The following is a 24638-nucleotide window of genomic DNA, read 5'->3' as shown; positions in this document are numbered from 1 at the left end:
CGGGTGCCCGGCGTGTGCCGTCGCAATCCGGTCACGCCCGCACAAGCACCGCCCTGCGCCCGGTCACCCCTCCGGGGCGTGTTTGCCCGGAGCCACGATCTCGTCCAGCACCCGCAGCACCGCCTCGTACGACATCCGCCGCACGGTCGCGTCCCGGGCCCCCTGCGGATCCGTCGCGTCCAGCTCCTCGCTCCTGGTCCGCCACGTCCTCTCCTCCTGTACCGCGCACTCCCTCGCACGCTGGATACGCCGCAACAGCTCGTCGGAATCCACCACATCGGTCATGCCCACCGCCTACCCGTCCAGAGCACGGAGATGACATCGAGTCACGGCCGACCGGGGTGTTTTCGGGTCTTCCGGCCGGACCGGAGGTTTGCAGGTGCAGGGAGAGGTGAGCCGAAGAGTAAGACCGCGGCGCTCGCGCGGTGCGCGCCCCGGCTGTCGCGGCAGGTCGAGACAAGCAGTGGGTCGGCGGACCCCGGGCAGCCCGTGCGGGCGGCCCCGGGACGCGGTCCGGACCCGTTTTCCGTCCGTGCTGTCAGGGAGCTGCAGAATGTGCGAGGAGCACATGATCGATTCCGTCTTCGAGCCGCCCGGCGCCCACCGGGCCCGGCCGTGCAAACCCGCCGAGGCACGCCGGGCGGTGGAGCGGGCCGTGGCCGAACGCTGCCGGGCCACCCACACCCCGTGCGACACGGACGCCCTGTCCGACGCACTGCTCGTCGCCTCGGAACTCACCACCAACGCGATCCTGCACGGCGGCGGCGTCACCGACTTCCGGGTGGACGTCGACGGCCCCGGTGTACGCGTCTCGGTGAGCGACCGCAGTGACGCGCTGCCCGTGACCGTACCCCGCACCGATCCGCACGGCCGGCTGCGGCACGGCGGCCACGGCTGGCCCATCGTCTGCCGGCTCGCCCGCGACGTACGGGTGTCTGACCTGCCTGCCGGGGGCAAGTGCATCACCGCTGTCGTCCCCCTGTCCTGAACGCCCGTGAGCCGGCACTCGACAGATTGCACTGCAAAGCGGAGTTTGTTCCACCGGGGTCAGGGCAGACGCAGTTTCGTGCTTCGGACCGGAGGCGCGCCAGCGGGAGCGGTATGACTGCCCCGGGTGGCCCTCCAGGCGATCCGGGCAGCGTCCTTCCCGCGGTCAGTCCCTGAAACCACCGTTCAGGAGCGAATCCGCATGCTCATTGAAACGCCCACCCATCGTCCCGGCACGCCCGAAACGACGCCCCCCGCTTCCCGGCGGCGTCACGACGACGCCCCCGACACCGCCGCCCTCTTCGCCCGGATGGCGGAGCTTGAAGAAGGCCCCGAGCGGGAGGCCGTCCGCGACGAACTGGTCACCCTGTGGCTGCCCATGGCCCACCGCATCGCCGGCCGCTTCCGCGACCGCGGGGAGTCGATCGAGGATCTCCGGCAGGTCGCCGCACTGGGCCTGGTCAAGGCCATCGACCGGTTCGACCCGAGCCGGGGTGCCTTCGAGAGTTACGCCGTCCCCACCATCACCGGCGAGGTCAAGCGGCACTTCCGGGACCGCATGTGGGCCCTGCGGGTCCCCCGCCGTGTGCAGGAGCTGCGCAACAAGGTGCGGGTGGCACGCCGCGAACTCACCCAGAACCCGGGCAGCCCCGAGCCCTCCGTGGCGGACCTCGCCACGCACACCGGCCTGACCGAGGAAGAGGTCAACGCCGGGCTCGAAGCCCTGGACAGCTTCAGCACCCTGTCGCTGGACGCCGAGCTCTCGGCCGACGACGACGGCTACAGCCTCGCCGACACCCTCGGCGCGGCCGACTCGTCCTACGACGTCGTCGTGGACCGCGAGTCCGCCAAGGAAGGCCTGCGCCGCCTGCCGGAACGCGAACGGGCCATCCTCTACATGCGCTTCTTCGAAGACATGACCCAGAGCCGTATCGCCGACCACCTCGGCATTTCCCAGATGCACGTCTCCCGCCTCATCAGCCGCAGCTGCGCCCGCGTGCGCGACGAGGTCATGGGGCAGCGGACGGGCAACCGGGGGAGCGGCGGCACCTCCACGACGGCCTGACCATCCGACCCCATGAGGAGCGAAACGACCATGCTGAGGCCCCACCCCGACGTGCTGCGCAGACTCGTCGACGAGTACGAGGCCCTGACGGCCGCCGAGGCCGCCCGCGGACCGGCGGAGCCGAACCCCCGGGCACGTGACCTCGCGTACACGCTGTGCGTGTCCACCGGCACCCGGGACGTCAAGCGTGCCCTGGAGGCCGCCCACCAGTGGCTCGCGGCCGCACCCGCACCGGCACGCGAACCCGTCGCACCGATGGCCGGACGGCGCATGCCGGCCACGGAGCCCGCCTGATCCCCGCGCACCCCTGACGCCGGGGGAGACGCAGCGCGACGAGGCCCGGCCGACGGCACAAGCCGCGGCCGGGCCCCGCGCGTCATGACGACGACACCCTAGGAGTTCCATGTCCACAGCGGGGCGGGCGGCAGCCGCAGACGACGGCGAGCTGGAGCGCCTGCGCGCCGAGCTGCGCGACCTGCGGGCCCGGGCCCGGGTGCGCCCGCTGATCTCGCAGGCGCAGGGCATCCTGCAGGAGCGGTACGCGCTGCCGGACGGGGAGAGCGCCTTTGCACTGATGCAGCGGGCGTCCCAGCGGTACAACGTCAAGCTGCACACCCTGGCCGGAGTCCTGGTGACCGCACCGCGCCCCGACGGGCCGGACGCCCTGTGGTTCCCGCGGCGCGCCCGTGGGCCGGAGCCCGAGCTGACCTTCACCCAGGCGCACCGGTCCGGGTCCGGCAGCCGGGGCGCCGTCCTGAAGGCCGTGCTGCGGTCCACCCTGACCGTGACCGGCACCGACATGGGCAACGTGCAGCTCACCGACCCGGCCCGGGGCGGGCTGCGCATGGAGCAGCACACCGGCCTCACGGCCGACTTCGTCGACTTCTTTGCCCACGTCGGCGAGGACGGCACGTCCTGCGCCCAGGCCGCCCGGGATGTCTCCCAGGTCACCGTGCACGACGTGGAGAGCGATCCGGTGTTCACCGAACCGGCCCGGCAGGCCATCCTCGCGGCGGGCAGCAGGGCCTGCCACAGCGTCCCGCTGACGACCGAGTCCGGACTGTGCGTCGGCATGGTCTCGGCCCATATGGCACGCCCTCTGGACGGATTGACGACGGCTCAGACCAAGGCCCTCGACACCGTGGGCGGCGAGGCCGGCCGCTGGCTCGCCTGGCACGACCGCACGGTGGTCCTGGACGCCCTGGAGCACCTGCACACCCTCGGCCGCGACGGCCGCGGAACGAGGTTCCGGCGGTCCTGAGCCCGCTACGGGAGGGGCGCCGCCGTACGGCTGTGCAGACAGCACCCGGCGCGAACCGGAATCTGCTGGTCCGGGCCTTGTGCAGGGTGTGTGAACGCCGACCCGGGGCATCCGCACTGCCGGGAGGTCGACATGAACACGAGTGCGATGGCACAGAGCGGTCGGTTCCGGGCCCGGCGGATGGCGCGGGGTTCGGCGACCGAGGGGGCGGCACGGGCGGGTTTCGCCGCCCGGGGCGTGATCTATCTGCTCGTCGGAGCGCTGGCCCTGCAGATCGCCTTCGGCGACACCGGCCGGCAGGCCGACCGCGGGGGAGCGCTCCAGGAACTGGCGCAGAAGCCCTTCGGAGCCGTACTGCTGTGGGCGCTGGGCATCGGGCTCGTCGGCATGGCCCTGTGGCGGCTGTCCGAGGCGCTCTTCGGCTCGGTCGGCAAGGACGGCCGCAGCGCCCGCAAGCGGCTGATGGCGACGGCCCGCTTCGTCTTCTACGTCTTCGTCGCCTACTCGGTGCTGTCGTTCGCCGTCAGCCGCCACCAGAGCGGCGGATCCAGCGACCAGCAGTCCCGGGACGCCACCGCCCGGGCCCTGGAGATCCCCGCCGGCCAGTGGCTGGTCGGTGCCGCGGGCCTCGTGATCGTCGGCGCCGGGGGCTGGATCGCCGTACGCGCGGTGCTGCGCAAGTACCACGACAAGCTCCGGCTGGGGCAGATGAGCCGGCGGACGCGGCAGCTCGTGGACGTCACCGGCGTCGTCGGCGGCGCCGCCCGCGGGCTGGTGTTCGCGGTCGCGGGGATCTTCGCCGTCCGCGCCGCCGTCGACTACGAACCCGACAAGGCCAAGGGCCTCGACGACACCCTGCGCACCTTCGCCGACACCCCCCTCGGGCCCTGGCTGCTGGTGTGCGTCGCGGCCGGGCTGGTGCTCTTCGGAGTGTTCTCGTTCGCCATGGCACGGTGGCGGCGCGTCTGAGCCGCGTCTCGTGGGGAACACGAAGCGAATGAGCGATTCCGAGATTCCGCATGGCGACGGCCGGCCCGTGGACATGTACCTGGACCTCCTGCGCATCCGGATGGACACGGAGGACTACCGCCTTCTGATGCGCGCGGTGGAACCGGTCCTCGAGGCGATCGAAGAGGAACGCCTGTCCAGCCTCGACTTCGCGCTCGACTCCGGGCCCGACGACGAACTGCCCCAGGAAGTCCGTGACGAGGTGGCCCTCGTCATCGCCACCGCCGTCACCGGCCGCCTGGACAACGAGGTGGTCGAACTCCACCTCGACGACACCGGCCCGGTCCGGATCGTCACGGACGCCACCACCGCGTCCGACCCGATCCGGCTCGGCGAGATAGCCGACTACATCCGGGACCGGCACAAGCAGACCGAGGAACTGCGGGGCATCGCCGAGGTGAGCGGGCTGCCCACGGACTTCTGACGCGGCCGTCAGGCCGCCGGCGAGTCACCCCTTGGGCGCCGCGACCGGCACGCCCAGCGGCCGGGCGAGGCCCACCACGGCCTCGTCCAGCCGCTCCAGATGCCGCAGCACGCGGTCGGTGATGCGGCCGTAGCGCGGTGTGCCGGCGTCGGATCCCAGCAGGGAGGCGATGCTCGGCCCCGTCTCGACCTGCGCACCCGCGTGCTCGTCGGCGACCCGGGCCGCGATGACCCCGATGTTGCGCACCGTGCGCCCGGCGGCCCCGCGCAGCCGTGGGTCCGCCGCGATCGAGGGGTGCGTGGGCAGCAGCTCGGCCGTCGCGGCCAGCGTCCGCGCGTGATAAGCGCACGTCTCCAGCAGCGCCACCACGTAGCGGGCCGTATGGCGCCGCGTCCGCAGCGGGGTGACCGGATGGATCAGCGGCTGGGTCGCGGCCCGCAGGTCGGCCAGCGCCTGGTCGAGGTCGCGCGCCTTGTCCAGCAGTTCGTCCGCCGGTCCGCCGCTGAGCTGGCCGACCGCGGCCTCGGTGACCTCGGCCAGCCGCTCCAGCACCGTGCCGAGCAGTTCGTCCGTGCGGCGGTCCGTCCGCACGGGCAGGACCAGCGCCGCCGCGACCACCCCGCAGGCCGCGCCGAGCGCCGTCTCCTGGATCCGCAGCACGAGCACGTCGAGGCTGTAGGTGTGCAGCAGCGTGTACAGCAGCCCCAGCATCGCCGTGACGAAGAACGACATCAGCGTGTACGACAGCGGCGCCGTGTAGAACATCGCGAAGATCAGCACCAGGACCAGGGCGAACGCCGTCCAGGTGTGCCCGCCGACCAGCCCGGCCAGGAGGATGCCGGCCACTACGCCGAACACCGTGCCCAGCAGTCGGCGGTACCCCTTGACCAGGATCTCGCCCGTGGAGGCGGTGTTGAGGAAAACGATCCAGCACGTCAGCACCGCCCAGTACCAGCGCTGCGTGGACAGCAGTTCCCCGCCCACGATGGCCAGTGAAGACCCGACGGCGACCTGCACGGCCGCCCGCGTGGTGGGCCGCCGCAGCCCGGTCTGCTCCTCCTGCGGCGCTTCCTCGCCGCCACCGTCGATCGCGGCGTCCTCGGCGTCCAGTTCCTCGCGGGAGCGGGCCGTCGCGGGACTGTCGTCCGACTCGTCCTGAGGGCCGTCCAGGGCGATCCGCAGCCCGAGCACCGCGCGGGCCGACTCGCCGATGCCACGGAAAACGTCCTGGACGGCGGCCGACGCGGGCGGCAGATTCTCCTCGTCCCGGTAGCCGAGGAGCCGGTTGCGCACCTGCGCAAGACCGGTGCCGGTGTCGCCGCTGCCGGCCCGCAGCACCAGGGCGTGCAGCGCCTGCAGATCACGGCGGAGCGTGGCCCCCGCCTCGTCCGGCAGCTCGGGACCGGCCACCGACGGGGCGGGCGCGCCGGGCAGGTGCAGGGTGAGCGTGTCGGCCCGTTCGGCGGTCCGGGCGGTCAGCAGCAGCAGGCCGAGCCGCTCCGCGGCGATCTCGGCGTCCGCGATCCTGCGCTGCACCAGCCGCGCCGCCGACTCGTCCGGGGTGCCCTCCTCCAGCCGCCCCTGGATCATCATCGCGGTCTCGTGCAGCCGCGCGGTGCCCTCGCGGACGGCCTCCAGCGCCTTGTCCATCTCATCCGCGGGAGCGTCGAGGAGTTCGGCCTGCGCGGCCACCAGCTGGGCCAGCCGCGCCCGGAAGGCCAGGCGCAGGCGCAGCAGCACACCGGTGGGCGTCGCGGGTACGACCGCGAACCGCATCAGCGCACTGGCGCAGAACGCCACTACCAGGGCACCGCACAGCGCCGGCAGGGTGGACACCGTGGCGCCGACGAACAGGGACAGGAAGTAGACCTGGAAGCCGATCAGCCCGAGCGCGGTGCCCCGGTCGCCGAATCGGCGGCCGTAGACCGCGCAGAAGATCAGGACCACGAAGAAGACGTCACCGACGAAGAGACGTGTGTTGAGGATCGCGCCCAGGGACACCGAGGCCAGGGCCACCGGCAGGCCCAGCGCCAGCGTCACGGCCTGCGCGGCCGGCTGCTTCTCCCGGATGGCGAAGGTGGCGACCATCGCCGCCATGGCCCCCGCCACCAAGATGTGCACATCGGCCCGCAGCAGGGAGAGCACGGCCAGGGTCAGCGCGATCGCGCCGACCGTCCGCAGCCCGGCCGTCAGACGCAGCAGACCGGGGTCGGACGCCGCGATCCGGTCCCGCAGCCGTGCCCGCACCGCGCGTCCCGCTGCCCTCACGCCGCCGCACTCTCTCCCGACTCACACCAAGATCCGTATCTCAGCATGACATGCCACGGGTGGACGCTCCCGTCCGGCCCGGTCCTACTCCGGCCGGCCGGACCCCTCGACCTGCGCCCGCACCTGCTCCGGCGTCAGATAGGCGTCCGTGTACTCGAAGTCCTTCAGCCGGGCGGCCTTGCGGGCCTGGAACCCCGTCCGTACGAAGTCGTCGCCGGCGACGGCGTTGAGCAGCCAGTTCGTCATCACCCGCGTCTTGGCCACGTTGGTGCGCAGCGCCGACCAGTGGTAGCCCCGGGCCACGGCCTGGGCGGGCAGCCCTCGCAGTTCGATGCCCAGCGGCTTGGAGACCGCGTCGGTGCCGCCGAGGTCGACGACGAGCCCGAGGTCCTTGTGGACGTAGGGCTTCATCACCTGGCCGCGCAGGGACGCTATGACGTTGTCGGCGACGTGCCTGCCCTGCCGCAGGGCGTGCTGCGCGGTGGGCGGGCACATGGCCCCGTCGCCCTTGGCCAGGTCGGGCACGGCGGCCGAGTCGCCGAGCGCGAACACCCCGTCGTCGCCCGGCAGGTTCATCTCGGGGGCGACCGCGAGCCGCCCCTTGACCGTCTCCGCGCCCAGCGTGGCGATGAGCGGGCTGGCGACGACCCCGGCGGTCCAGATGAGCGTGCGGGTCGGGATCACCCGCCCGTCGGTGAAGGTGACCTCCTCGGGGCCCGCCTTGGCGATGGAGGTGCCCAGGGAGATCTCGATGCCCCGCCGGCGCAGGATCTCCTGCGCGCTGCTGCCGAGCTTGTCGCCCAGCTCCGGCATCAGCTTCGGCGCGATGTCGATCAGATGCCACTTGATGAGGCCCGGGTCCAGCCGCGGATAGCGCTTGACCGCGGCATGCGTGAGCCGTTGCAGGCACGCCGCCGTCTCGGTGCCCGCGTAACCGCCGCCGACCACCACGAACTGCAGCCGCGAGGCCCGCTCCACGGGGTCCTGGCTCGCGTCGGCCAGGTCCAGCTGCGAGATGACGTGGTCCCGGATGTACGCCGCCTCGGCGAGCGTCTTCATCCCGAACGCGTGGTCCGTCAGCCCCGGGATGTCGAAGGTCCGGGTGATGCTGCCGGGCGCCAGCACGATGTAGTCGTACGGCTCGTTGACGATCTCGTCGGTGATGGTGCGGATGACACAGACCTTGGACTTGAGGTCCACGCCGATGGCACCGCCCGGAATGATCCGCGTGCGGTACTTCTTGCTGCGCCGCAGCGAGACGGCGATCGACTGCGGCGTCAGCACGCCGGAGGCGACCTGGGGGAGCAGCGGCAGGTAGAGCTGGTAGGCGAACGGCGTCACCAGCGTGACGTCGGCCTCGTCCGGGGAGAGTTTCCGTTCCAGACGGCGGACGCACTCCACGCCGGCGAAGCCTGCGCCAACCACCAGGATCCTGGGTCGTGTCACGGTGTTCATCCCTTTCTGCGGCTCCAGGCGGTCTGCCTCGAACGCCTTCCGACTGCCCCTGGATCGCTGGTTCGCACCCTTGCGATCCCACCGTGTGTCCCGCGGGCGCGCCAGTCGGACGCGGCAGGCAGACGAACGCGTCGATCACCACCATGCCCGCACTCTGGCCGAAAAGCACCAGGCAGGAGTGAAGAACGCGTGCACACCCGGACGGCCGGGGACCCGCCGTCAGGTGCCGACGTCACCTTGGACATGACACAGCAACAGGCACACGTCGTCGTCCCGCTCGGAATCGCTCAGCAGCGGATGCAGGAGCCGGTCCGCCGAGCCCTCCAGGTCCGCGTCCAGCTCCGCGGAACGGAACCCGCCGAGCGCCGAGGCCAGCCGCTCGATCCCAGGATCTATGCCCTGCGCACGCCGCTCCACCAGCCCGTCCGTGTACAGCGCGAGCGTCGAGCCGGGCTCCAGCCGCTCCGTGTGGTCGGCGATCTCCTGGGTGAGCGGGATGCCGAGCATCGCACCGGGCTTGGCGTCCAGGGTGCGCACGGTGCCGTCGGGCAGGCGCAGCACCGGTGGCGGATGCCCCGCGGCGGCCCAGGTCAGCGTGGGCTCGTCCGGGTGGAACCGGGCGATGACGGCGGTGGCGTACAGGTCCGGCTGGAGGTGGTGCAGGAACCGGTGCAGCCGGGTCAGCAGCCGGCCCGGGCTGTCGCCGTCGACGGCGTACGCCCGCAGCGCGGTGCGCAGCTGGCTCATCATGACCGCCGCGTGCAGACCGTGTCCGGTCACGTCGCCGATGACGGTGATGAGACCGCCGTCCCGCTGGGGGAACGCGTCGTACCAGTCACCGCCGATGTTCAGCCCGTGCGTGGCCGGAAGGTACCGGGCGGCCAGGCTGAGGCCCGGCGTGGCGGGCAGATCGGTCAGCAGGGCGCGTTGCAGCGTTTCGGCGATGTCGCGGTTGTGCTCGAAGCGCCGGGCGTTGTCGATGGCGATGCTGGCCCGCCGGGTGAGCTCGATCAGCATCACCGCGTCGTCCGGGTCCCAGCGCTCCCCGGGCGGCGACAGCGTCAGGACCCCCAGCGGCGCCCGTCGCGTCGGCAACGGCACACACAGCAGCGGCCGCCCGGGATCCAGCGCCGACGCCGGCTGGTCCTCGACGCCGGGCAGGTTGCCCGGGTGGTCGGCGGCGTACTGGGGCCGGCCGGTGCGGGCCGCGACCACGGCGGCGGCCGGATGCGGCGCCGACCGGTCCTTGTCCTCCTCGTGGTCGAAGAGCCAGACGTCTACGCTGCTCGCGTACTCCGGCACCAGCAGGTCCGGCAGCCGGCGCACGATCTCCTCGTGGTTCAGCGACGCCGTCAGCACGGCACTCGCGTCCGCGAGGAACGTCAGCCTGCGCCGGGCGCTCTCCGCCTCGTTGCGGGCGCTGCGCTCGGCGGCGAAGGCCTCGCGCTGGGCCCGCCCGGCCGCGTCCAGCTCGGCGTGCAGGGCCAGCACGCCCTGGTTGGTCTGGTGCAGCTCCTCGCGGTGGAAGAGGACCAGGTCCTCCTGCTCGGAGAGCTTGTCCAGCACGACGGCCGTGTCCTCGTCGGCGCCGAGCAGCGCCTCCGACAGCGCGGCGGGGTCGGCGGCGACGGTGCCGTCCTCGGTGGCCTCGGCCGTCTCCGGGCAGGGGACCGTGACCTCCCAGAGCGGCTCCCCGGCGGCGCAGGCCTCCGGCGACGGGGTCACCACGACGTGCAGCAGCCCCTCCTCGGCGGGGGAACCCGCCACATCCATGGTCAGCCGCCAGGTGCCGCCCTTGGTGAGGCACTGCCGCAGGTGGGCGCTGAGGCCGGCGGCCAGCCGGGTCCGTTCGACGGTGGGCACACCGTATGCGGCGGCCAGGCGCGCGAGCGAGATGCGGGCGCGGGCCGCGTCGGTGACGGTGGTGATCTGCCAAGTGCGCATCATGGGTGTTCCGGCGGGGTCGAGGTCAGCACGGCCACGGCGGTGTCGTCCCGCACCGGCAGGGCGGGACTGCTGGCGTCACGTATCGTCACGGCGGCCGTCACGGCCGGGTCGGACGACGGCAGCCCGGGACCGGACGGCGGCGTCCAGCGGCTGGGCAGGCCGTCGGTGTGCAGGATCAGCAGGGGGTCGTCCGACCAGTCGGCCTCCTCCTCGCGGAGGGTCGCGGGCCGGTGGACCCCGACGATGCCGGGCCGCGACAGCAGGGCACGCCAGGCACCGCCGGTGCGCAGCCGCGCTCCCACGTTGCCGATGCCGGCGAACCGCAGCCGCCCGGCCGACAGGTCGAGCTGGGCCACGGCGACGGCGGCGCCCCGGGTGTCCCGCAGCGCGTCGTGCAGCCGCCGCAGCGACTCGGCGGGTGAGAGGTGGGCCCAGCGGTGCAGCGCCGTGACCGCGGCGGACGAGGCCCGCGCGGCCTCCGGCCCGTGGCCCAGCCCGTCCGCCAGCATCAGCGTCACCCGGTCCCCGGCCCGGACCCAGCCCCAGGCGTCCCCCGAGTACTCGGCTCCGCCGTAGGGGATGTTCACCCCGCCGACGCGCACCCCGGCGACCGGCAAGGAACGGTTCTGCGAGGCGGCTCCCGGGCCCGGGGCCGCTGCCGCGCGGCCCTCGTCCCGCCCGGCCCAGCGCGGGGCGCTGCCGGTGGACCCGCTGTCTGTCGGAGGGCGGGTCTGGTCGCTGGGCACGGCGGCGCTTGCCGGGGTGGGGGCCGCCTGTGGGGACACCGCTTCGGTGCCCGGTGCGCCGTTGGCCGCCGGGTGGTCCCGCCCGGCCCAGCGCGGGGCGCTGCCGGTGGACCCGCTGTCGGCCGGAGGGCCGGCTTGGTCGCCGGGCACGGCGGCGCCTGCCGCAACGGGTGCGGCCGCCGGGGCAGCCCGGAGGCCGGGCCGGCCTTCCGGCGTGCCGGCGTCCGGGAGGTCGTGGACCGGTGCTCCGGGGAGCCCCGGCTCCGTCTCCTGCGCACGGCCTGCCGTCGCCGGACCCGGTCCCGGGAAGCCCGGCGCGGTGCCGGAGACCGCCGCGTGGCCCGTCAGGCCGCCGCAGGCCACCGCGCCGAACGGCGGCTCGCCGCCCTGCCACCGTCCGCCGGCGGACACCCTGCCCGAGGGCGGCACCGGTGCCTCACCGGCCCGGGGCGCCGCACTCACGCGGGCCACCGCGACCGTGCCGCGGCCGGGGACACTGTGCAGGGCGAAGTCGTCGGAGAGGCGCAGGCACGTGCCGAGGCCCGCGCCGAGCGAGCCGGTCGTGGTGAAGCCGTCGCGCAGCGCCGCGGGGACGTCATGGATGCCCGGGCCGTGGTCGATCGCGGCGATCTGCACCACCCTGGACCCCTCCCGGCCCTCCCGCAGCACGGGCGGGGCGACGACGTCGATGAGCACCTGACCGCCCTCGGCGTGCTTCAGCAGGTTCGTGGCCAGCTCGGTCGCGACCAGCGCGGCCGCAGCCGTCCGCCGCTCGTCCAGCCCGGCCAGTGCGGCCGCGCCCTCCGCGGCGACCCGCGCGTCGCGCACCCGGGTCGCGTCGCGCACCGGCACGTCCCACACCCGCGGCATCAGACCTCCTCGCGCGGACGTGGCGGCCGGCCCACCCAGCAGGTCACCCGCACCGTGGTGCCCGACCCCGGTGTGGTGTCGATGTCGAAGTCGTGCACCAGGCGCCGCGCGCCGCTCAGCCCCATACCCAGACCGCCGCCGGAGGTATAGCCGTCGCTCAGCGCCAGGTCCAGGTCGGCGATGCCCGGCCCCTCGTCGGTGAAGGCCAGCCGCAGCCCCTGCGCACCCGCGGTGCCGACCTGCGTCGCCTGCATCTGTCCGCCGCCGCCGTGCACCAGGGTGTTGCGGGCCAGCTCGCTGGCCGCGGTGACGAGCTTGGTCTGGTCCACCAGGCCGAAGCCGAGCCGGGCGGCGGCCTGCCGCACGTGCTGTCGCACCCACACCAGGTCCATGTCCGACCGGATGGGCAAGCAGGCCTCCACGCCCGCGGCGGTGTGCATCACGGACTCTCCTGACGCGGGCCGCCGGGACGGCGCACCGGGGCCTGCTGCGCGAGGAGCTCCATGCCCGCCTCGGTGCTGAGCGCGGTGCTCAGCCCCGGCAGGGACAGCCCCAGCTCGACCAGGGTGATGGCGACCGCCGGACGCATACCGGCCACCACGGTGCGCGCGGCCAGCAGCTTGGCCTGCGCGGCGATCTCGGCCAGCACCCGGCCGAGGAAGGAGTCGACGATCTCCACTCCGGAGATGTCGATGAGGACCCCGCGCACCCCGGTACGGGAGATGGTCTCGGCGAGGTCCTGCTGAAGCTGCTGCGCCGTGCTGTCGTGCAGGTCCCCCTGGAGCGTGACGAGCAGGACGTCGCCGAGCCGGAGGACCGGCACGTGGCCGGTCACGGGACGGGGGTGGGCGTCGTTCACCGCTGACCCGCACCCGGGTTCACGATGTCCGCGCCGAGCTGGTGCAGCGCGTACCCCAGCGCGTCGGCGAGGTTCGCACGCGTGATCACGTCCAGGTCCAGTCCGAGATGCACGATGGTCTGAGCGATGGCGGGGCGGATGCCCGAGACGATGCACTCGGCGCCCATGAGCCGCGCCGCGGCGACCGTCTTCATCAGGTGCTGCGCCACCAGCGAGTCGACCGTCGGCACCCCGGTGATGTCGAGGATCGCGAACCGCGCGTGCTGCTCCACGACGGCGTTCAGCAGCGTCTCCATCACGATCTGGCTGCGGGCGCTGTCGAGCGTCCCGATGAGCGGCACGGCCACGATGCCGTCCCACAGCCGGATCACGGGCGTGGCGACCTCCATCAGCTGCATCCGCTGCCGGTCGCTGAGCGCCTGCCACTCGCTGAGCGCCGTCTGCATGGCAACCAGCCGCAGGGTGCCCATCAGCACCGTCAGCGCGGTCGAACAGGCCAGCAGGTGCTCGGCAGGGGCCTGCTCCAGGTCGGCCGCCAGCAGATTCTCCACGGGCGGCCGCAGGGCGGCCAGCTCGCTGGAGACCTGGGTGTTGGACAGCCCGGCCCGGGAGCGTGCCGCACCCATCCGGGCCAGCTGCTCGCGCACACCGCTGAATCCCGCGGCGTCCGGGTCCTCCACCTGCTCCGAGTCGGCCACCTGGGCCAGCGCGTCCACGACGGCCTTGCCCGCTTCCACCGCCTCGTCGCGCGAGACGGTGAACACGGTGCGGAACAAAGGCTCGTCCGCCCACCGCTGGGCGATCTGCTCACGCCGGCGGTGCAGGAAGTCCCTCACCTCGTGGCTGGGCGTGGCGAGCTGTCCGTCCGCTTCGTGCTCCGGCACCTGGTTCTCTCCTCATCCGCGTTGCGTCGGCCGAGCCCGCTTCTGGCAACGAGACGGCGATGTGACACTTGCCGGGCGACAACTCTAACCATGCGCCGACCTCGCACGACACCTGCTCCGGCGCAAGCGATCCGGTTCAGGGAAACGGCGGTTGGAGCCGCCGTCAGCGGCGTGCGAAGGGCGAGCCGTCGTCCGGGCAGGGCGGAGCGGGGGCACCGGGCCACCGGCCTTCGCCGGCGCCCTGCCCTTGGGGCCTCCGGACCGTCAGACGTTCGGCTCCTCCGGCTCCGCGGGCTGCTGCGGCCCTTCGTCGACACGGGTCAGGGCCTCGTCGACGCTCTCCGATATCGGCACGGTGATGCTGACGCCGGTCAGGTCGAGGATGCGCCGCACGGCCGGTGCCGGGCTGATGACGTGCACGCTGCCCTCGGTCTTACGGGTCTCCTGGTACACCCGCAGGATGATGTTCATCCCGGACGAGTCCATGAAGGGGACGGACGACAGGTCGAGCAGGAAGTGCCGTCGGCCGTGGTGGAGTTGGTTGGCCAGATGGGCCTGGAACTCGGTCGCGGTGTCGACGTCCAGGTAGCCGTCGACCGTGATCAGGGCCACGTCCTCCCGGGGCAGTTCGACTTCCACGGACAGCGGGTTCTGGGCGAGGGGCACGGATACCTCCAACAAGTACTACGGCCTGGGCTGGTCACCTCTGGGGATGACCGCGGTGCGAGGGGATCCCGGTCGTTCTCCGGACTCGAATTCCGTTGCTCATGCGCCTCCCTTCACCCACGGACTCGGATGTCACCGCGCACCCGCGATTACCCCGGAACCCGTCCTCCATGCCTCCTCGGTGGAACATCGCCGGGACCGGCCGCCGGAAGTCGCGCGCGGTAGCAGGCATGTGCGCCGAATGCGCTTGCGGCAGAAGGGTAATTGCTGCTGTGGGACGGGGCGGGCGCGAGGCGCCCGCCGGAGAAGATGCGATCCGCACATCGCCAGGGAGGATGGGGCAGCGTGGCCATCGACAGAATCTGGTCGTACGCGCCGGACAGCGGTCACACGGAAGGGCAGGACCTGACCGGCTTCGCCGTCGCCGCGACCGACGGCACGATCGGGCACGTGGACCGGGAGGCCGCCCCGCACGACATGCGGCACCTGGTCGTCGACACCGGCGTCTGGGTGTTCGGCCGCAGTGTCCTGGTACCGGCCGGGGTCGTCACCGGCATCGACATGGCGGAGAGGAAGGTCACTCTGGCGTGCAGCAGGGGGGACACCAAGGCGGCGCCACGATTCCAGACCGACAGCGAGACCAGGGACCGGGAGTACCTGCGGGCCGTGGGTGACTACTACGACCGGCTGCCGCCACGCGAGACGGCCGCGGTCTGAGCCGTCCGAGCCGGTCACGGGCGCGGCGCGCCCGTGACGCTCCGGCTCACCAGGGCATGAACACGTGCACGTCCTTGCCCCGGTCGTCGGCCACCACGCTGACCTGGTCGCACAGCGTGTGGATCAGATGCCAGCCGATGCCCCCGCCGCCGCTGCGCGGATCGAAGGGGCGAGGGGCGGGCTCGGTGGTGCTGGTGTCGTGCAGGACCACATGCACCCCGTCGAACGTCCGGCGCATGCGCAGCGCGAACGGGCCCGGGGCGTACTGGACGGCGTTGGCGGCCAGTTCCGTCACCACCAGCAGGATGTCGTCCCAGTACTCGGGTGCAGAGGGCGGGGAGGAGCGTGCCAGATCACGCAGGAACTCCTCCGCGGCCAGCCGCGCGCCTGTCACGTCATGCGGCTCGCCCACGAAGCTGTTCGTGCGGCTCGGGATCTCCTCGGAGGTCAGGGCGTCGTCCCCACGCGGCTCGGTTGACATATCGCCTTTCCGGCCCGGGCGTCAGCTAGGGCTGTCGTCAGGGCTGTCGTCCTTTCTCTTGCGTCGCCACTGTTGCGTGTTCCCGAGCGGACGGGGCCTACGCGTCCGGCCACACGCTCACCGGAACACGTTGTCGGATTCGTCCCAGTTCGACGGTTCCTGCGGGGCGCTCGGCCGCCCGGGACGCCTCCGTGACTGGTACATCGCCTCGATCTCGGAAGCGTAGTGGCGCACGATCTCGTCCCGGCGCAGCTTCATCGACGGCGTGAGCAGCCCGTTGGTCACGTCGAACGACTCCGGCAGAATCCGGAACACCCGGATCGACTCCGACGGCGACACGACGCTGTTGGCCGCGGCCACGGCCCGCGCGACCTCCTCCCGCAGCGCGTTCTCCTCCCGGGCCTCCCGCATCTCGCCCTGGAGCGCCAGCCCGGCCCGCCAGTGCGCCAGAAACTCCGGGTCCAGCGTGATCAGGGCACCGACACAGGGCCGGTTGTCGCCGACCACCACCGCCTGGTGGATGAGCGGGTGCATCCGCAGCCGCTGCTCCAGTGCCAGCGGGGCGACGCTCTTGCCGCTGCTGGTGATGATGATGTCCTTCTTGCGGCCGGTGATCGTCAGGTAGCCCTCCGTGTCCAGCTGCCCGAGGTCGCCGGTGGCGAGCCACCCGCCGCGCAGGGCGGCCCGGGTGGCGGCCTGGTCGCCCACGTAGCCCTGGAACACCGAGGGTCCCCGCACCAGGATCTCCCCGTCCTCGGCCACCTGGATCTCCATGCCGGGCAGGGCCTGCCCGACCGTCCCGGACTTCTCCCGGCCGAGCGGCTGCATCGTCACCCCGCCCGCGGTCTCCGTCAGGCCGTACCCGTCGTGCACGTAGATGCCGATGCCCTCGTAGAAGAGGGACAGCTCGCGGCTGAGGGGGGAACCGCCCGACGTCGCCCGCCGCACCCGTCCGCCCAGCGCGGCCCGCAGCCTGCGGTACACCGTGCGCTCGTACAGCGCGTGCTGGAGCCGCAGGTCGAAGCCGGGCCCGCGGCCGCGGCCCAGCCGCTGGCGCTCCAGGGCCGCGGCGAAGTCCCGGGCGGTCTCGGCGGCCCGCTCGAAGAGGGCGCCGTGGCCGCCCTGCTGGGCGGTGCGCAGGAAGTTCTTGTAGATCTTCTCCAGGACCGACGGAACCGCGTAGAGGTACGTGGGCCGGAACGACCGCAGCGCCGCGGACAGCGCCTCCCCGCTCAGATCGGCCTGGTGCCCCATCAACAGCCCGCCGCGCACGCACAGCCCCTGGATCATCAGCCCGTACACATGGGAGAAGGGCAGGAACGCGAGCACGGAGCCCTGCTCCCCGCGCGGCGCCGCCGTGTGCCCCCAGCCCGCCAGCAGCGTGTCGCAGGGGCCGGCGAGGTTGCGGTGGCTGAGCGCGCAGCCCATGGCCCGGCCGGAGGTGCCGGAGGTGTAGGCGATGACGGCCGTGGAGTCCGGCAGGACGATGCGGCGCATCGAGTCGACCGTGGCGAGCGGGATCAGCTCGCCACGCGCCGCCAGGTCCGCCAGGGCGCCCGCGTCCAGCTGCCAGACGTGACGCAGCAGCGGCAGCGACGCGCACACCGAGCCGACGGTCATCACGCCCTGCTCGTCCTCGACGACCACGGCCACACAGCCCGCGTCCCGCAGGATCCACTCCACTTGGTCGCGTGACGCCGTCGGGTAGACCGGGACGACCTCGGCGCCCACGGACCACAGCGCATAGCACAGGATCGTCCACTCGAACCGGGTGCGCGCCATGATCGCCACACGATGGCCCGGTGCGATCCCCGAGGCGATCAGCCCCTTGGCGGCGTCCACCACCTCGTCGCGCAGCTCGATCGCCGTCACCTCCTCCCAGGCCGTGGAGGCGGGGTCGGCCCGGCGGGCGAGCATCGGCCGGGTCGGTTCGCGGTCCGCCGTCTCGAAGACGCTGTCGGCGAGCCCGCCGGTCAGGGGCGCCACGGCCCGGGGAGCGAGGGCGAGGTCGCGCATGCACTGCTCCTGACGTGTACGGGGTGTGACATTGCCGACGGGTACCGTCATCGGCGGTGCTCGAATGTAGTCGAGTCGAGACCCTTCGGGGTCGGAAAATACGGAACTGGACCCGCTGATGATCCCGGCGTGATCGGGGGACCCGGACGGCATGACTCACATCAGCCCCGATCCCGAACCCGAACGCACCCCAGGTCTGGAACCCGGCGGCGGTGTACCGCCGGGCGAGACCCCGCCCGCGGAGAGCAGCATGCCGGAGACGCTGCCCCGCGGGACCCACAACCCCACCAAGGGCTGGGCCAAGGCCCCGCTGACCGTGATCATCGTCGTCACCGTGCTGATCGCGGCGTTCTTCCTGGCCTACGCCCTCGTCCTGATCCTCTGAACCCACCGTCCGGGCATGCCGGGACGCCTCACGCCTGCGTACGGCGGACGCACTCCGTGACGACGTCCCGCAGACTCCCCGTGCGCTCCATCAGCGCGCGCTGCACCTGAGCCCCGTTGCCCTCCCGCAGCAGCTCGTCACAGGCGGCCTCGGCCCGCGCCAGGTCGCCCGTACCGTCGAGGGCCTCCTCCACGTGGTCCAGCAGGGCGCGGACGACGGCCTCGGCGGGCATCCGCCGCATGGTCGCGGGGTGCAGCAGCTCGCCCGCGAGTCCGGACCGGGCCGCCCGCCAGTCGGCCAGCCGCAGCAGACTGACACTGTGGTCGAGCGGCTCACAGCCGGCTCGCCACTCACGCGCGGCGGTCTCGACCAGCCCCCGGACCAGCGTGGCGATCAGCACGGCCGTGCCGGAGTGCAGACAGACGTCCGAGACGCGCAGCTCCACGGTCGGGTACCGCTGCGACAGCCGCGCGTCGAAGTAGATCATCCCGTCGTCGAGGAGCGCCCCGGTGGCCACCATGTCGGCGATCAGACGGTGGTACCGCTCGGCCGAGCCGAAGATCTCGGTCGGCCCGGCCGACGGCCAGCGCAGCCACACCCGGCTGCGGTAGCTGTTGTAGCCGGTGTCCTTGCCCTGCCAGAACGGCGAGTTCGCGCTGATCGCCCGCAGCACCGGGAGCCAGGGCCGCAGCCGGTCGACGACCGCGACGCCCTCCTCGTCGGACTCGACCGACACGTGCACGTGGCAGCCCATGACGAGCTGCTCCCGGGTGGCGATGCCGTACTGGTCCGCCATCCACTGGTAGCGCCGGCCGAAGCCGACGGCGGGGCTGACCGGCAGCGGTGAGGTGGCGAGCGCCGCCACAGTGCAGCCGATCTCCTCCGCGTGCTGCGCCGCCTCCGTACGGCAGCGGACGATCTCCGCGCGCAGGCTCTCCATGGACGACTGCGGATGCGTGGCGAACTCCAGCATCTGCTCGTGGAGTTCCTTCTCGAACACGTCCTGATCCGCGCCGTTCTTCTCCGCCCGGGCGAGCACCGCTGCGGACAGCGCCCGCGGTTCCCCGGTCTCCGGATCGACCAGGAGGAGTTCCTCCTCCACTCCCACGGTGCGCACCTGATGCCCGCCCTTCTGTGCCCTGCCGCGTCGTACCGCCGGGTGCTCCCGGTGGTACGACCTCCAGTGCCCCTCTCAGCGGGGAGGACACCTGGTGGGACGGCGGGACTTCACCCGGCGGACGGCGTCAGCCACACCGTGGCCAGCGGAGGCAGCGTGACCCGCACGTGGCCCTCCTCCGGTTTGACCGGATCCGGGTTGGTGACACCGCTGCCGCCGTAACGCGTGTCGTCGGTGTTGAGGCGCTCCTCCCAGGCGACGACGTCCCCCGGCACCCACAGGCCGTAGTCCTGCCGGACGACGGGGGAGAAGTTCGACACCGCCAGCAGCGGCCTGCTCTCGGCGTCGTAGCGCAGGAACGCGAAGACGTTGTCGTCCGCCGAGTCCACCGCCACCCACCGGAAGCCCTCCGGGCGGGTGTCGCACTGCCACAGCGCCGGAGTCGCCCGGTAAGCCGCGTTCAGGTCGCGCACCAGATCGCGCACGCCCCGGTGGTCGCCCGCGGAGTGGTAGCCGTCGTCGAGCAGCCACCACTCCGGGCCGTGCTCCACCGACCACTCGGCGCCCTGCGCGAACTCCTGCCCCATGAAAAGCAGTTGCTTGCCCGGGTGGCCCCACATGAAGCCGAGGTAGGCCCGGTGGGTGGCCCGCCGCTGCCACCAGTCGCCGGGCATCTTCGACACCAGCGCCTGCTTGCCGTGCACGACCTCGTCGTGGGAGATCGGCAGGACGTAGTTCTCGCTGTAGGCGTACACCATCGAGAACGTCATCTCGTGGTGGTGGTACTTGCGGTGCACCGGCTCGTGCGCGATGTACTCCAGCGAATCGTGCATCCAGCCCATGTTCCACTTCAGCCCGAAGCCGAGCCCGCCGGCGTCGGTCGGCCGGGTCACCCCGCCCCAGGCGGTGGACTCCTCCGCGATCGTGACCACGCCCGGGGCCCGCCGGTACACGGTCGCGTTCATCTCCTGCAGGAATCCCATGGCGGCCAGGTCCTCCCGGCCGCCGTAGGCGTTCGGCTCCCACTGGCCGTCCTCGCGCGAGTAGTCGAGGTAGAGCATGGATGCGACGGCGTCCACGCGCAGGCCGTCGATGTGGAACTCCTCGCACCAGTACACGGCGTTCGCGACCAGGAAGTTGCGCACCTCGGTGCGGCCGAAGTCGAACTCGTACGTGCCCCAGTCCGGGTGCTCCGCACGCCGGTCGTCACCGGGCTCGTACAGCGGCTCCCCGTCGAACCGGGCCAGCGCCCAGTCGTCCTTCGGGAAATGCGCCGGCACCCAGTCCATGATCACACCGATGCCGGCCCGGTGGCAGGCGTCGACGAAGAACCGGAAGTCGTCCGGTGTGCCGAGCCGGGACGTCGGCGCGTAGAACCCGGTGACCTGATAGCCCCAGGAACCGTGGAAGGGATGCTCGGCGACCGGCATCAGCTCGACGTGGGTGAAACCCATGTCCTTCACGTACGCCGGGAGCTCCTCCGCGAGCTGCCGGTACGTCAGCCCCGGCCGCCACGACGCCAGGTGCACCTCGTACACCGAGAACGGCGCCTCGTGCACCGGGGTGTCGGCGCGGTGCGCCATCCACGCGCCGTCACCCCACTCGTAGTGCGAGGCCGTCACGATGGAGGCCGTGTTGGGCGGCTCCTCGCAGCGCCGGGCCATCGGGTCGGCCTTGAGGAAGCGGTGTCCGTACCGGGAGTGGATCTCGAACTTGTACGCGGTGCCCTCGCCGACACCCGGCAGGAACAGCTCCCACACGCCCGAGGCGCCCAGGGACCGCATCGGGAACTGCGTCCCGTCCCAGTGGGTGAAGTCCGTGGCCACCCGCACGCCCTGGGCGTTCGGCGCCCACACGGTGAACCGGGTGCCCTCGACGCCCTCGTGGGTCATGGGCTGCGCGCCGAGCGCCTGCCACAGCTGCTCGTGCCGGCCCTCCCGGATCAGGTGCAGGTCGAGCTCGCCGAGCGCGGGCAGGAAGCGGTACGGGTCGGGCGTCTCCTGCTCGCCCTCCTCGTACGCCACGTGCAGCGTGTACGCGGGGACCGCGTCCAGCGGCAGCACGCCCGAGAAGAGGCCGTCACCCTCGGAGACGAGGGCGGTGCGCCTGCCGTCGGTCACGACGCTCACGGAGCGGGCGAAGGGGCGCAGCGCCCGGAACACGATCCCGGCCGGGACCGGGTGGGCGCCCAGCAGCGCGTGCGGATCGTGGTGGGCACCCGCCAGCAGGCGCCCGCGGTCCTCGGGGCTCAAGGCGGGCGCGGTCGTGCCCGGGACCGGGCCGGACGGCTCCGGGATTGAGGTGTCGCGCAGGGCCACGGCTCAGTCTCCTCTCACGGCGAGGCGCTCGATCGCCGCCATCGGTACAGGCAGCCAGTCGGGGCGGTGCCGTGCCTCGTACAGCACCTCGTACACGGCCCGGTCCGTCTCATAGGCGCGGAGCAGTCCGTGCTTCTTGCGGGGGTCCCAGCCGGCGCGGGCGGCGTAGCCCGCGCAGTAGGCCTCGCGGCAGCGGCGGGCCCACTCCGGGCGCCAGGGGCGGCGCTGCCGGGCGGCGTAGTCGAAGGAACGCAGCATCCCGGCGATGTCCCGCACCGGGGAGTGGGCGCTGCGCCGTTCGGAGAGCGGCCGGGACGGCTCGCCCTCGAAGTCGATGACGAACCACTCGCGCCCGGCCCGCAGCACCTGGCCCAGGTGCAGATCGCCGTGGATGCGCTGGGCGGGCGGCCCCGGGTCGCAGCCGGCGAGCGCGGCGAACGCGGTCCGCAGGCCCGGCACGAACGGCTGCAGCGCGGGCACGCAGTGCGCGGCGGCGTCCAGCCGGTCGATCATCGCGGCCGCCGTCTGCCCGTTCTCCCCGGGCCCGCCGACGGGGAACGCCGACGCCAGCGCCAGGTGCACCTCGGCCGTGGCCGCGCCCAGCGCCCGGGCCTGGACGGTGAAGTCGTCCCCGGAGGCCAGCGCGTTCAGCCCCAGCGTCCAGCCGTCGGAGGCGTCCCGCAGATACGGCTGGAGCACGCCGAGGGTGGCCTTGAACGGATGCTTCGTCTGGAACCAGGCCACGGGCGCGGGGACACGGTGGCAGCCCTGGCGGGCCAGCGCGCCCGGCACCTCCAGGTCCGGGTTGACACCCGGCTGGATGCGCCGGAAGACCTTCAGGATGTACTCGTCGCCGTACACCAGAGAGGAGTTGGACTGCTCGGCGTCCAGCAGCCGCGGCACCAGCCCCGCGGGCACCTGGTGATCCGGGTCGCAGTCGAAGCGCAGGGGGCCCGCGGAACCCGGGTGCCGCAGCCGGTCCAGCAGGAGCTGGGCCGAACGGGGGTCGTGCAGCGCGTCGTAGACCGTCAGCCCGGCCAGCGGCCCCTCCTGCACCCGCCCGATGAGCGCCCGCCCGAGCCGCGGCGCCGGATGCTCCCGTACGCCGAGCAGCAGTTGGTAGCAGTCGCCCGCCGGAGGAGCGCCACCGGGCGAGGGCACGCCCGTGTGGCCGGCGTGACCGGCGTGGACCAGCAGATGCAGGCAGCCCGGGAAGAGCTCGGTCATCGACAGCAGGCCGAGCTCCGTGACGGGCCGGTCCTTGCCCGCGAACCAGCGCTGCCGGGGCAGCCAGTCGCGCAGCAGCCCGCCGAGCGACTCCATGGGCTCGGCCAGACGCGCCGGGCCCGGGCGGAGGGATGCGGTCTTCGGCATGGTCACGCCTCCTTCTCTCGGCGCAGGCTCACAGTCGCCGGCCGATGCGGGATGCGACTCGAGTGAGCCGGAACCAGTAGAAGCCGTGGCCCCCGAGGGTCAGCAGATAGGGCAGCTCGCCGATGGCGGGGAAGCGGACCCCGCCGAACAGCTCCACCGGGTGCCGCCCCGCGAACTCGCGCAGGTCCAGCTCGGTGGGCTGCGCGAACCGCGCGAAGTTGTTGACGCACAGCACCAGGTCGTCCTCGTACTCCCGCAGGAACGCCAGCACCGCGGGATTGGAAGAGGGCAGTTCGGTGTACGAGCCGAGTCCGAAGGCGGGGTTCTGCTTGCGGATCTCGATCATGCGGCGGGTCCAGTGCAGCAGCGACGACGGCGACGACATCGACGCCTCGACGTTGGTCACCTGGTGGCCGTAGACCGGGTCCATGATCGCCGGGAGGCAGAGGCGCGTGCGCACCGCGTCCCGGTCGCCGAGCCAGATGTTGTCGCCCATGCCGATCTCGTCGCCGTAGTACAGGATCGGCGAGCCGGGCAGCGACAGCAGCAGCGCGGTGAACAGCTCGATGGTGTGGCGGTCGTTGTCCAGCAGGGGAGCGAGGCGCGCATGCGGGGGTCCTTGGCGTACTCGGCCCACATGTAGTCGCGCTCTTCGTCGGTGACCATTTCGAGCGTGAGCTCGTCGTGGTTGCGCCATGTGGCACTCGTCGCCGCCGCTCGGGTAGTCGCCGAAGTAGTCGACGACGTCCTCGGGCCACTGGTTGGCCTCCGCCAGCAGCACCGTGTCCGGGTACAGGGCGTCGATCTCGCGCCGGACCCGTTTGAGGAACGCGTGTGTGGCGGGCAGGTTCTCGCAGTTGGTGTCCTCGGCCGCGTAGAGATAGGGGACCGCGTCCAGCCGGAACCCGTCGATGCCCAGGTAGTCGGAGACGTCGTAGCCGCCGTCGCGCAGCGGGGACTTGAAGAACGGCGGCAGCCACAGGCAGTCGACGCCGAGCCACTGGAGGTAGTCGAGCTTGGAGGTGAGGCCCTTGAGGTCGCCGACGCCGTCGCCGTCGCTGTCCTGGAACGAGCGGACGAGCACCTCGTAGAAGACGGCGCGTTTGAACCAGTCGGGGTCCCTGTCCCGTGCGGGAGTGTCCTCGAAGGTGTCCGGTACGGGCTCGTTCACGGTCATGACGTTCCTGCCCCTCCGATCGCGTGCGCGGCGGGCGGGGACTGGACGTGGAAGACGTGCGCGGGAGCCCGCCCCGGCTCCAACCGCACGTAGTTGTTGCGCCCCCAGCGATAGGTCTCGCCGGTGAGCTCGTCGCGCACCGGCACCGGCTCGTGCCAGTCCAGGCCGAGTTGCGGCATGTCCAGCGAGACCGTGGCCTCCTGGGCGTGGTGCGGGTCGAGGTTCGCGACCACCAGGACGGCATCGGATCCGCTGCGCTTGCTGTACGCGATGAGCGCGTCGTTGTCGGTGTGGTGGAAGCGGAGGTTCCTGAGCCGGTGCAGCGCGGGGTGCTCCCGCCGCATGGTGTTGAGCCGGGTGAGCAGCGGGGTGATGGTGCGGCCCTCGCGTTCGGCGGCGTCCCAGTCACGGTGCCTGAGCTGGTACTTCTCCGAGTCCAGGTACTCCTCGCTGCCCTCCTTCAGCGGGGTGTTCTCACACAGCTCGTAGCCGGAGTAGATGCCCCAGGTGGGCGAGAGGGTCGCCGCGAGCACGGCCCGGACCTCGAAGGCGGGCCGGCCGCCGTGCTGGAGGTAGGCGTGCAGGATGTCGGGGGTGTTGGCGAAGAAGTTC

The 24638-nt window shown here is 72.5% G+C and carries 21 protein-coding genes and 4 pseudogenes; 8 read left to right on the top strand and 17 right to left on the bottom strand.

The features are described 5' to 3' along the window. Positions 1 to 63: 63 nt before the first annotated feature. The gene (locus tag OO68_RS17925; RefSeq protein ID WP_033309548.1) at positions 64 to 285 is read right to left on the bottom strand and encodes a hypothetical protein; all 222 of its coding nucleotides are present in this window, start codon (positions 283 to 285) and stop codon (positions 64 to 66) included. A gap of 268 nt (positions 286 to 553) precedes the next feature. On the opposite strand from OO68_RS17925, the gene OO68_RS17920 reads away from it, so the two are divergent. The 6 genes from OO68_RS17920 to OO68_RS17895 all read left to right on the top strand — a co-directional run bounded on the left by OO68_RS17920 (position 554) and on the right by OO68_RS17895 (position 4746). Then, complete coding sequence (locus OO68_RS17920; RefSeq protein ID WP_033309389.1) at positions 554 to 988, top strand: ATP-binding protein; 435 nt, start codon at positions 554 to 556, stop codon at positions 986 to 988. A gap of 201 nt (positions 989 to 1189) precedes the next feature. Continuing rightward, the gene (locus OO68_RS17915; protein ID WP_033309388.1) at positions 1190 to 2053 is read left to right on the top strand and encodes a SigB/SigF/SigG family RNA polymerase sigma factor; all 864 of its coding nucleotides are present in this window, start codon (positions 1190 to 1192) and stop codon (positions 2051 to 2053) included. A 30-nt stretch (positions 2054 to 2083) separates the two neighbouring features. Further along, a complete protein-coding gene (locus OO68_RS17910; protein ID WP_033309387.1) occupies positions 2084 to 2347 on the top strand; it encodes a DUF5133 domain-containing protein in 264 nt (87 codons plus the stop codon). Positions 2348 to 2456: 109 nt separating this feature from the next. Then, positions 2457 to 3314 (top strand): ANTAR domain-containing protein, encoded by an 858-nt coding sequence (locus OO68_RS17905; protein ID WP_051814705.1) that lies wholly within the window; start codon positions 2457 to 2459, stop codon positions 3312 to 3314. Positions 3315 to 3446: 132 nt separating this feature from the next. After that, positions 3447 to 4283, top strand: coding sequence for a DUF1206 domain-containing protein (locus OO68_RS17900; protein ID WP_033309546.1), 837 nt, complete (start codon positions 3447 to 3449; stop codon positions 4281 to 4283). Between the two features lie 28 nt (positions 4284 to 4311). Continuing rightward, entirely contained in the window at positions 4312 to 4746 is a 435-nt protein-coding gene (locus OO68_RS17895; RefSeq protein WP_033309386.1) for a hypothetical protein, read from the top strand. A gap of 24 nt (positions 4747 to 4770) precedes the next feature. On the opposite strand, the gene OO68_RS17890 is transcribed toward OO68_RS17895, so the two are convergent. From OO68_RS17890 to OO68_RS17850, 9 genes and pseudogenes are all read right to left on the bottom strand, one after another. Further along, positions 4771 to 7014 carry an FUSC family protein gene (locus OO68_RS17890; RefSeq protein WP_033309385.1) on the bottom strand — a complete coding sequence of 748 codons (2244 nt, stop codon included), beginning with the start codon at positions 7012 to 7014 and terminating at the stop codon, positions 4771 to 4773. Between the two features lie 84 nt (positions 7015 to 7098). Next, positions 7099 to 8469 (bottom strand): NAD(P)/FAD-dependent oxidoreductase, encoded by a 1371-nt coding sequence (locus tag OO68_RS17885; RefSeq protein WP_033309384.1) that lies wholly within the window; start codon positions 8467 to 8469, stop codon positions 7099 to 7101. 219 nt (positions 8470 to 8688) lie between these two features. Continuing rightward, on the bottom strand, positions 8689 to 10416 hold the full coding sequence (locus tag OO68_RS17880; protein WP_033309383.1) for a PP2C family protein-serine/threonine phosphatase: 1728 nt from the start codon (positions 10414 to 10416) through the stop codon (positions 8689 to 8691). Next, positions 10413 to 11075, bottom strand: a pseudogene (locus OO68_RS17875) (SpoIIE family protein phosphatase); the annotation flags it as partial. The gene OO68_RS17880 and the pseudogene OO68_RS17875, both read right to left, overlap by 4 nt. Before the next feature lie 483 nt (positions 11076 to 11558). Beyond that, a pseudogene (locus OO68_RS17870) lies at positions 11559 to 12032 on the bottom strand (anti-sigma regulatory factor); the annotation flags it as partial. Then, on the bottom strand, positions 12032 to 12472 hold the full coding sequence (locus OO68_RS17865; protein WP_033309382.1) for an anti-sigma regulatory factor: 441 nt from the start codon (positions 12470 to 12472) through the stop codon (positions 12032 to 12034). The gene OO68_RS17865 and the pseudogene OO68_RS17870, both read right to left, overlap by 1 nt. Next, positions 12472 to 12891, bottom strand: a complete 420-nt coding sequence (locus OO68_RS17860; RefSeq protein ID WP_033309381.1) for an STAS domain-containing protein — start codon at positions 12889 to 12891, stop codon at positions 12472 to 12474. The genes OO68_RS17865 and OO68_RS17860 overlap by 1 nt, the downstream gene beginning before the upstream one ends. Then, a complete protein-coding gene (locus OO68_RS17855) occupies positions 12888 to 13775 on the bottom strand; it encodes an STAS domain-containing protein (protein WP_033309380.1) in 888 nt (295 codons plus the stop codon). Before OO68_RS17855 ends, OO68_RS17860 begins: the two co-directional genes overlap by 4 nt. Positions 13776 to 14039: 264 nt before the next feature. Continuing rightward, positions 14040 to 14441, bottom strand: a complete 402-nt coding sequence (locus OO68_RS17850) for an STAS domain-containing protein (RefSeq protein ID WP_033309379.1) — start codon at positions 14439 to 14441, stop codon at positions 14040 to 14042. A 309-nt stretch (positions 14442 to 14750) separates the two neighbouring features. Between OO68_RS17850 and OO68_RS17845 the strand changes: the two genes are divergently transcribed. After that, positions 14751 to 15158, top strand: coding sequence for a hypothetical protein (locus tag OO68_RS17845; RefSeq protein ID WP_051814704.1), 408 nt, complete (start codon positions 14751 to 14753; stop codon positions 15156 to 15158). Between the two features lie 46 nt (positions 15159 to 15204). Here the strand turns inward: OO68_RS17845 and OO68_RS17840 are convergent, their stop codons facing one another. Together OO68_RS17840 and OO68_RS17835 are read right to left on the bottom strand one after the other, a co-directional pair. Beyond that, positions 15205 to 15639: an ATP-binding protein gene (locus OO68_RS17840; protein WP_033309377.1), complete on the bottom strand. Its 435-nt coding sequence runs from the start codon at positions 15637 to 15639 to the stop codon at positions 15205 to 15207. Between the two features lie 117 nt (positions 15640 to 15756). Continuing rightward, positions 15757 to 17655, bottom strand: a complete 1899-nt coding sequence (locus OO68_RS17835; protein ID WP_033309376.1) for an AMP-dependent synthetase/ligase — start codon at positions 17653 to 17655, stop codon at positions 15757 to 15759. 151 nt (positions 17656 to 17806) lie between these two features. Here OO68_RS17835 and OO68_RS17830 point away from each other — a divergent pair, with 151 nt between their 5' ends. Beyond that, the gene (locus tag OO68_RS17830) at positions 17807 to 18040 is read left to right on the top strand and encodes a DUF6480 family protein (protein ID WP_033309375.1); all 234 of its coding nucleotides are present in this window, start codon (positions 17807 to 17809) and stop codon (positions 18038 to 18040) included. Between the two features lie 28 nt (positions 18041 to 18068). On the opposite strand, the gene OO68_RS17825 is transcribed toward OO68_RS17830, so the two are convergent. The 5 genes and pseudogenes from OO68_RS17825 to OO68_RS17805 all read right to left on the bottom strand — a co-directional run. Continuing rightward, entirely contained in the window at positions 18069 to 19157 is a 1089-nt protein-coding gene (locus OO68_RS17825; protein ID WP_033309374.1) for a glutamate--cysteine ligase 2, read from the bottom strand. A gap of 110 nt (positions 19158 to 19267) precedes the next feature. Continuing rightward, entirely contained in the window at positions 19268 to 21475 is a 2208-nt protein-coding gene (gene glgB / locus OO68_RS17820; protein WP_033309373.1) for a 1,4-alpha-glucan branching protein GlgB, read from the bottom strand. 3 nt (positions 21476 to 21478) lie between these two features. Further along, positions 21479 to 22849: a maltokinase N-terminal cap-like domain-containing protein gene (locus tag OO68_RS17815; RefSeq protein ID WP_033309372.1), complete on the bottom strand. Its 1371-nt coding sequence runs from the start codon at positions 22847 to 22849 to the stop codon at positions 21479 to 21481. A gap of 28 nt (positions 22850 to 22877) precedes the next feature. Then, positions 22878 to 24026 (bottom strand): annotated as a pseudogene (locus OO68_RS42330) (alpha-amylase family glycosyl hydrolase). After that, a pseudogene (locus OO68_RS17805) lies at positions 24023 to 24638 on the bottom strand (alpha-1,4-glucan--maltose-1-phosphate maltosyltransferase); the annotation flags it as partial. The pseudogenes OO68_RS42330 and OO68_RS17805, both read right to left, overlap by 4 nt.

The organism is Streptomyces iakyrus (assembly GCF_000717055.1).
GTDB lineage: Bacteria > Actinomycetota > Actinomycetes > Streptomycetales > Streptomycetaceae > Streptomyces > Streptomyces iakyrus.
This window is presented reverse-complemented; position numbering and strand designations above follow the sequence as displayed.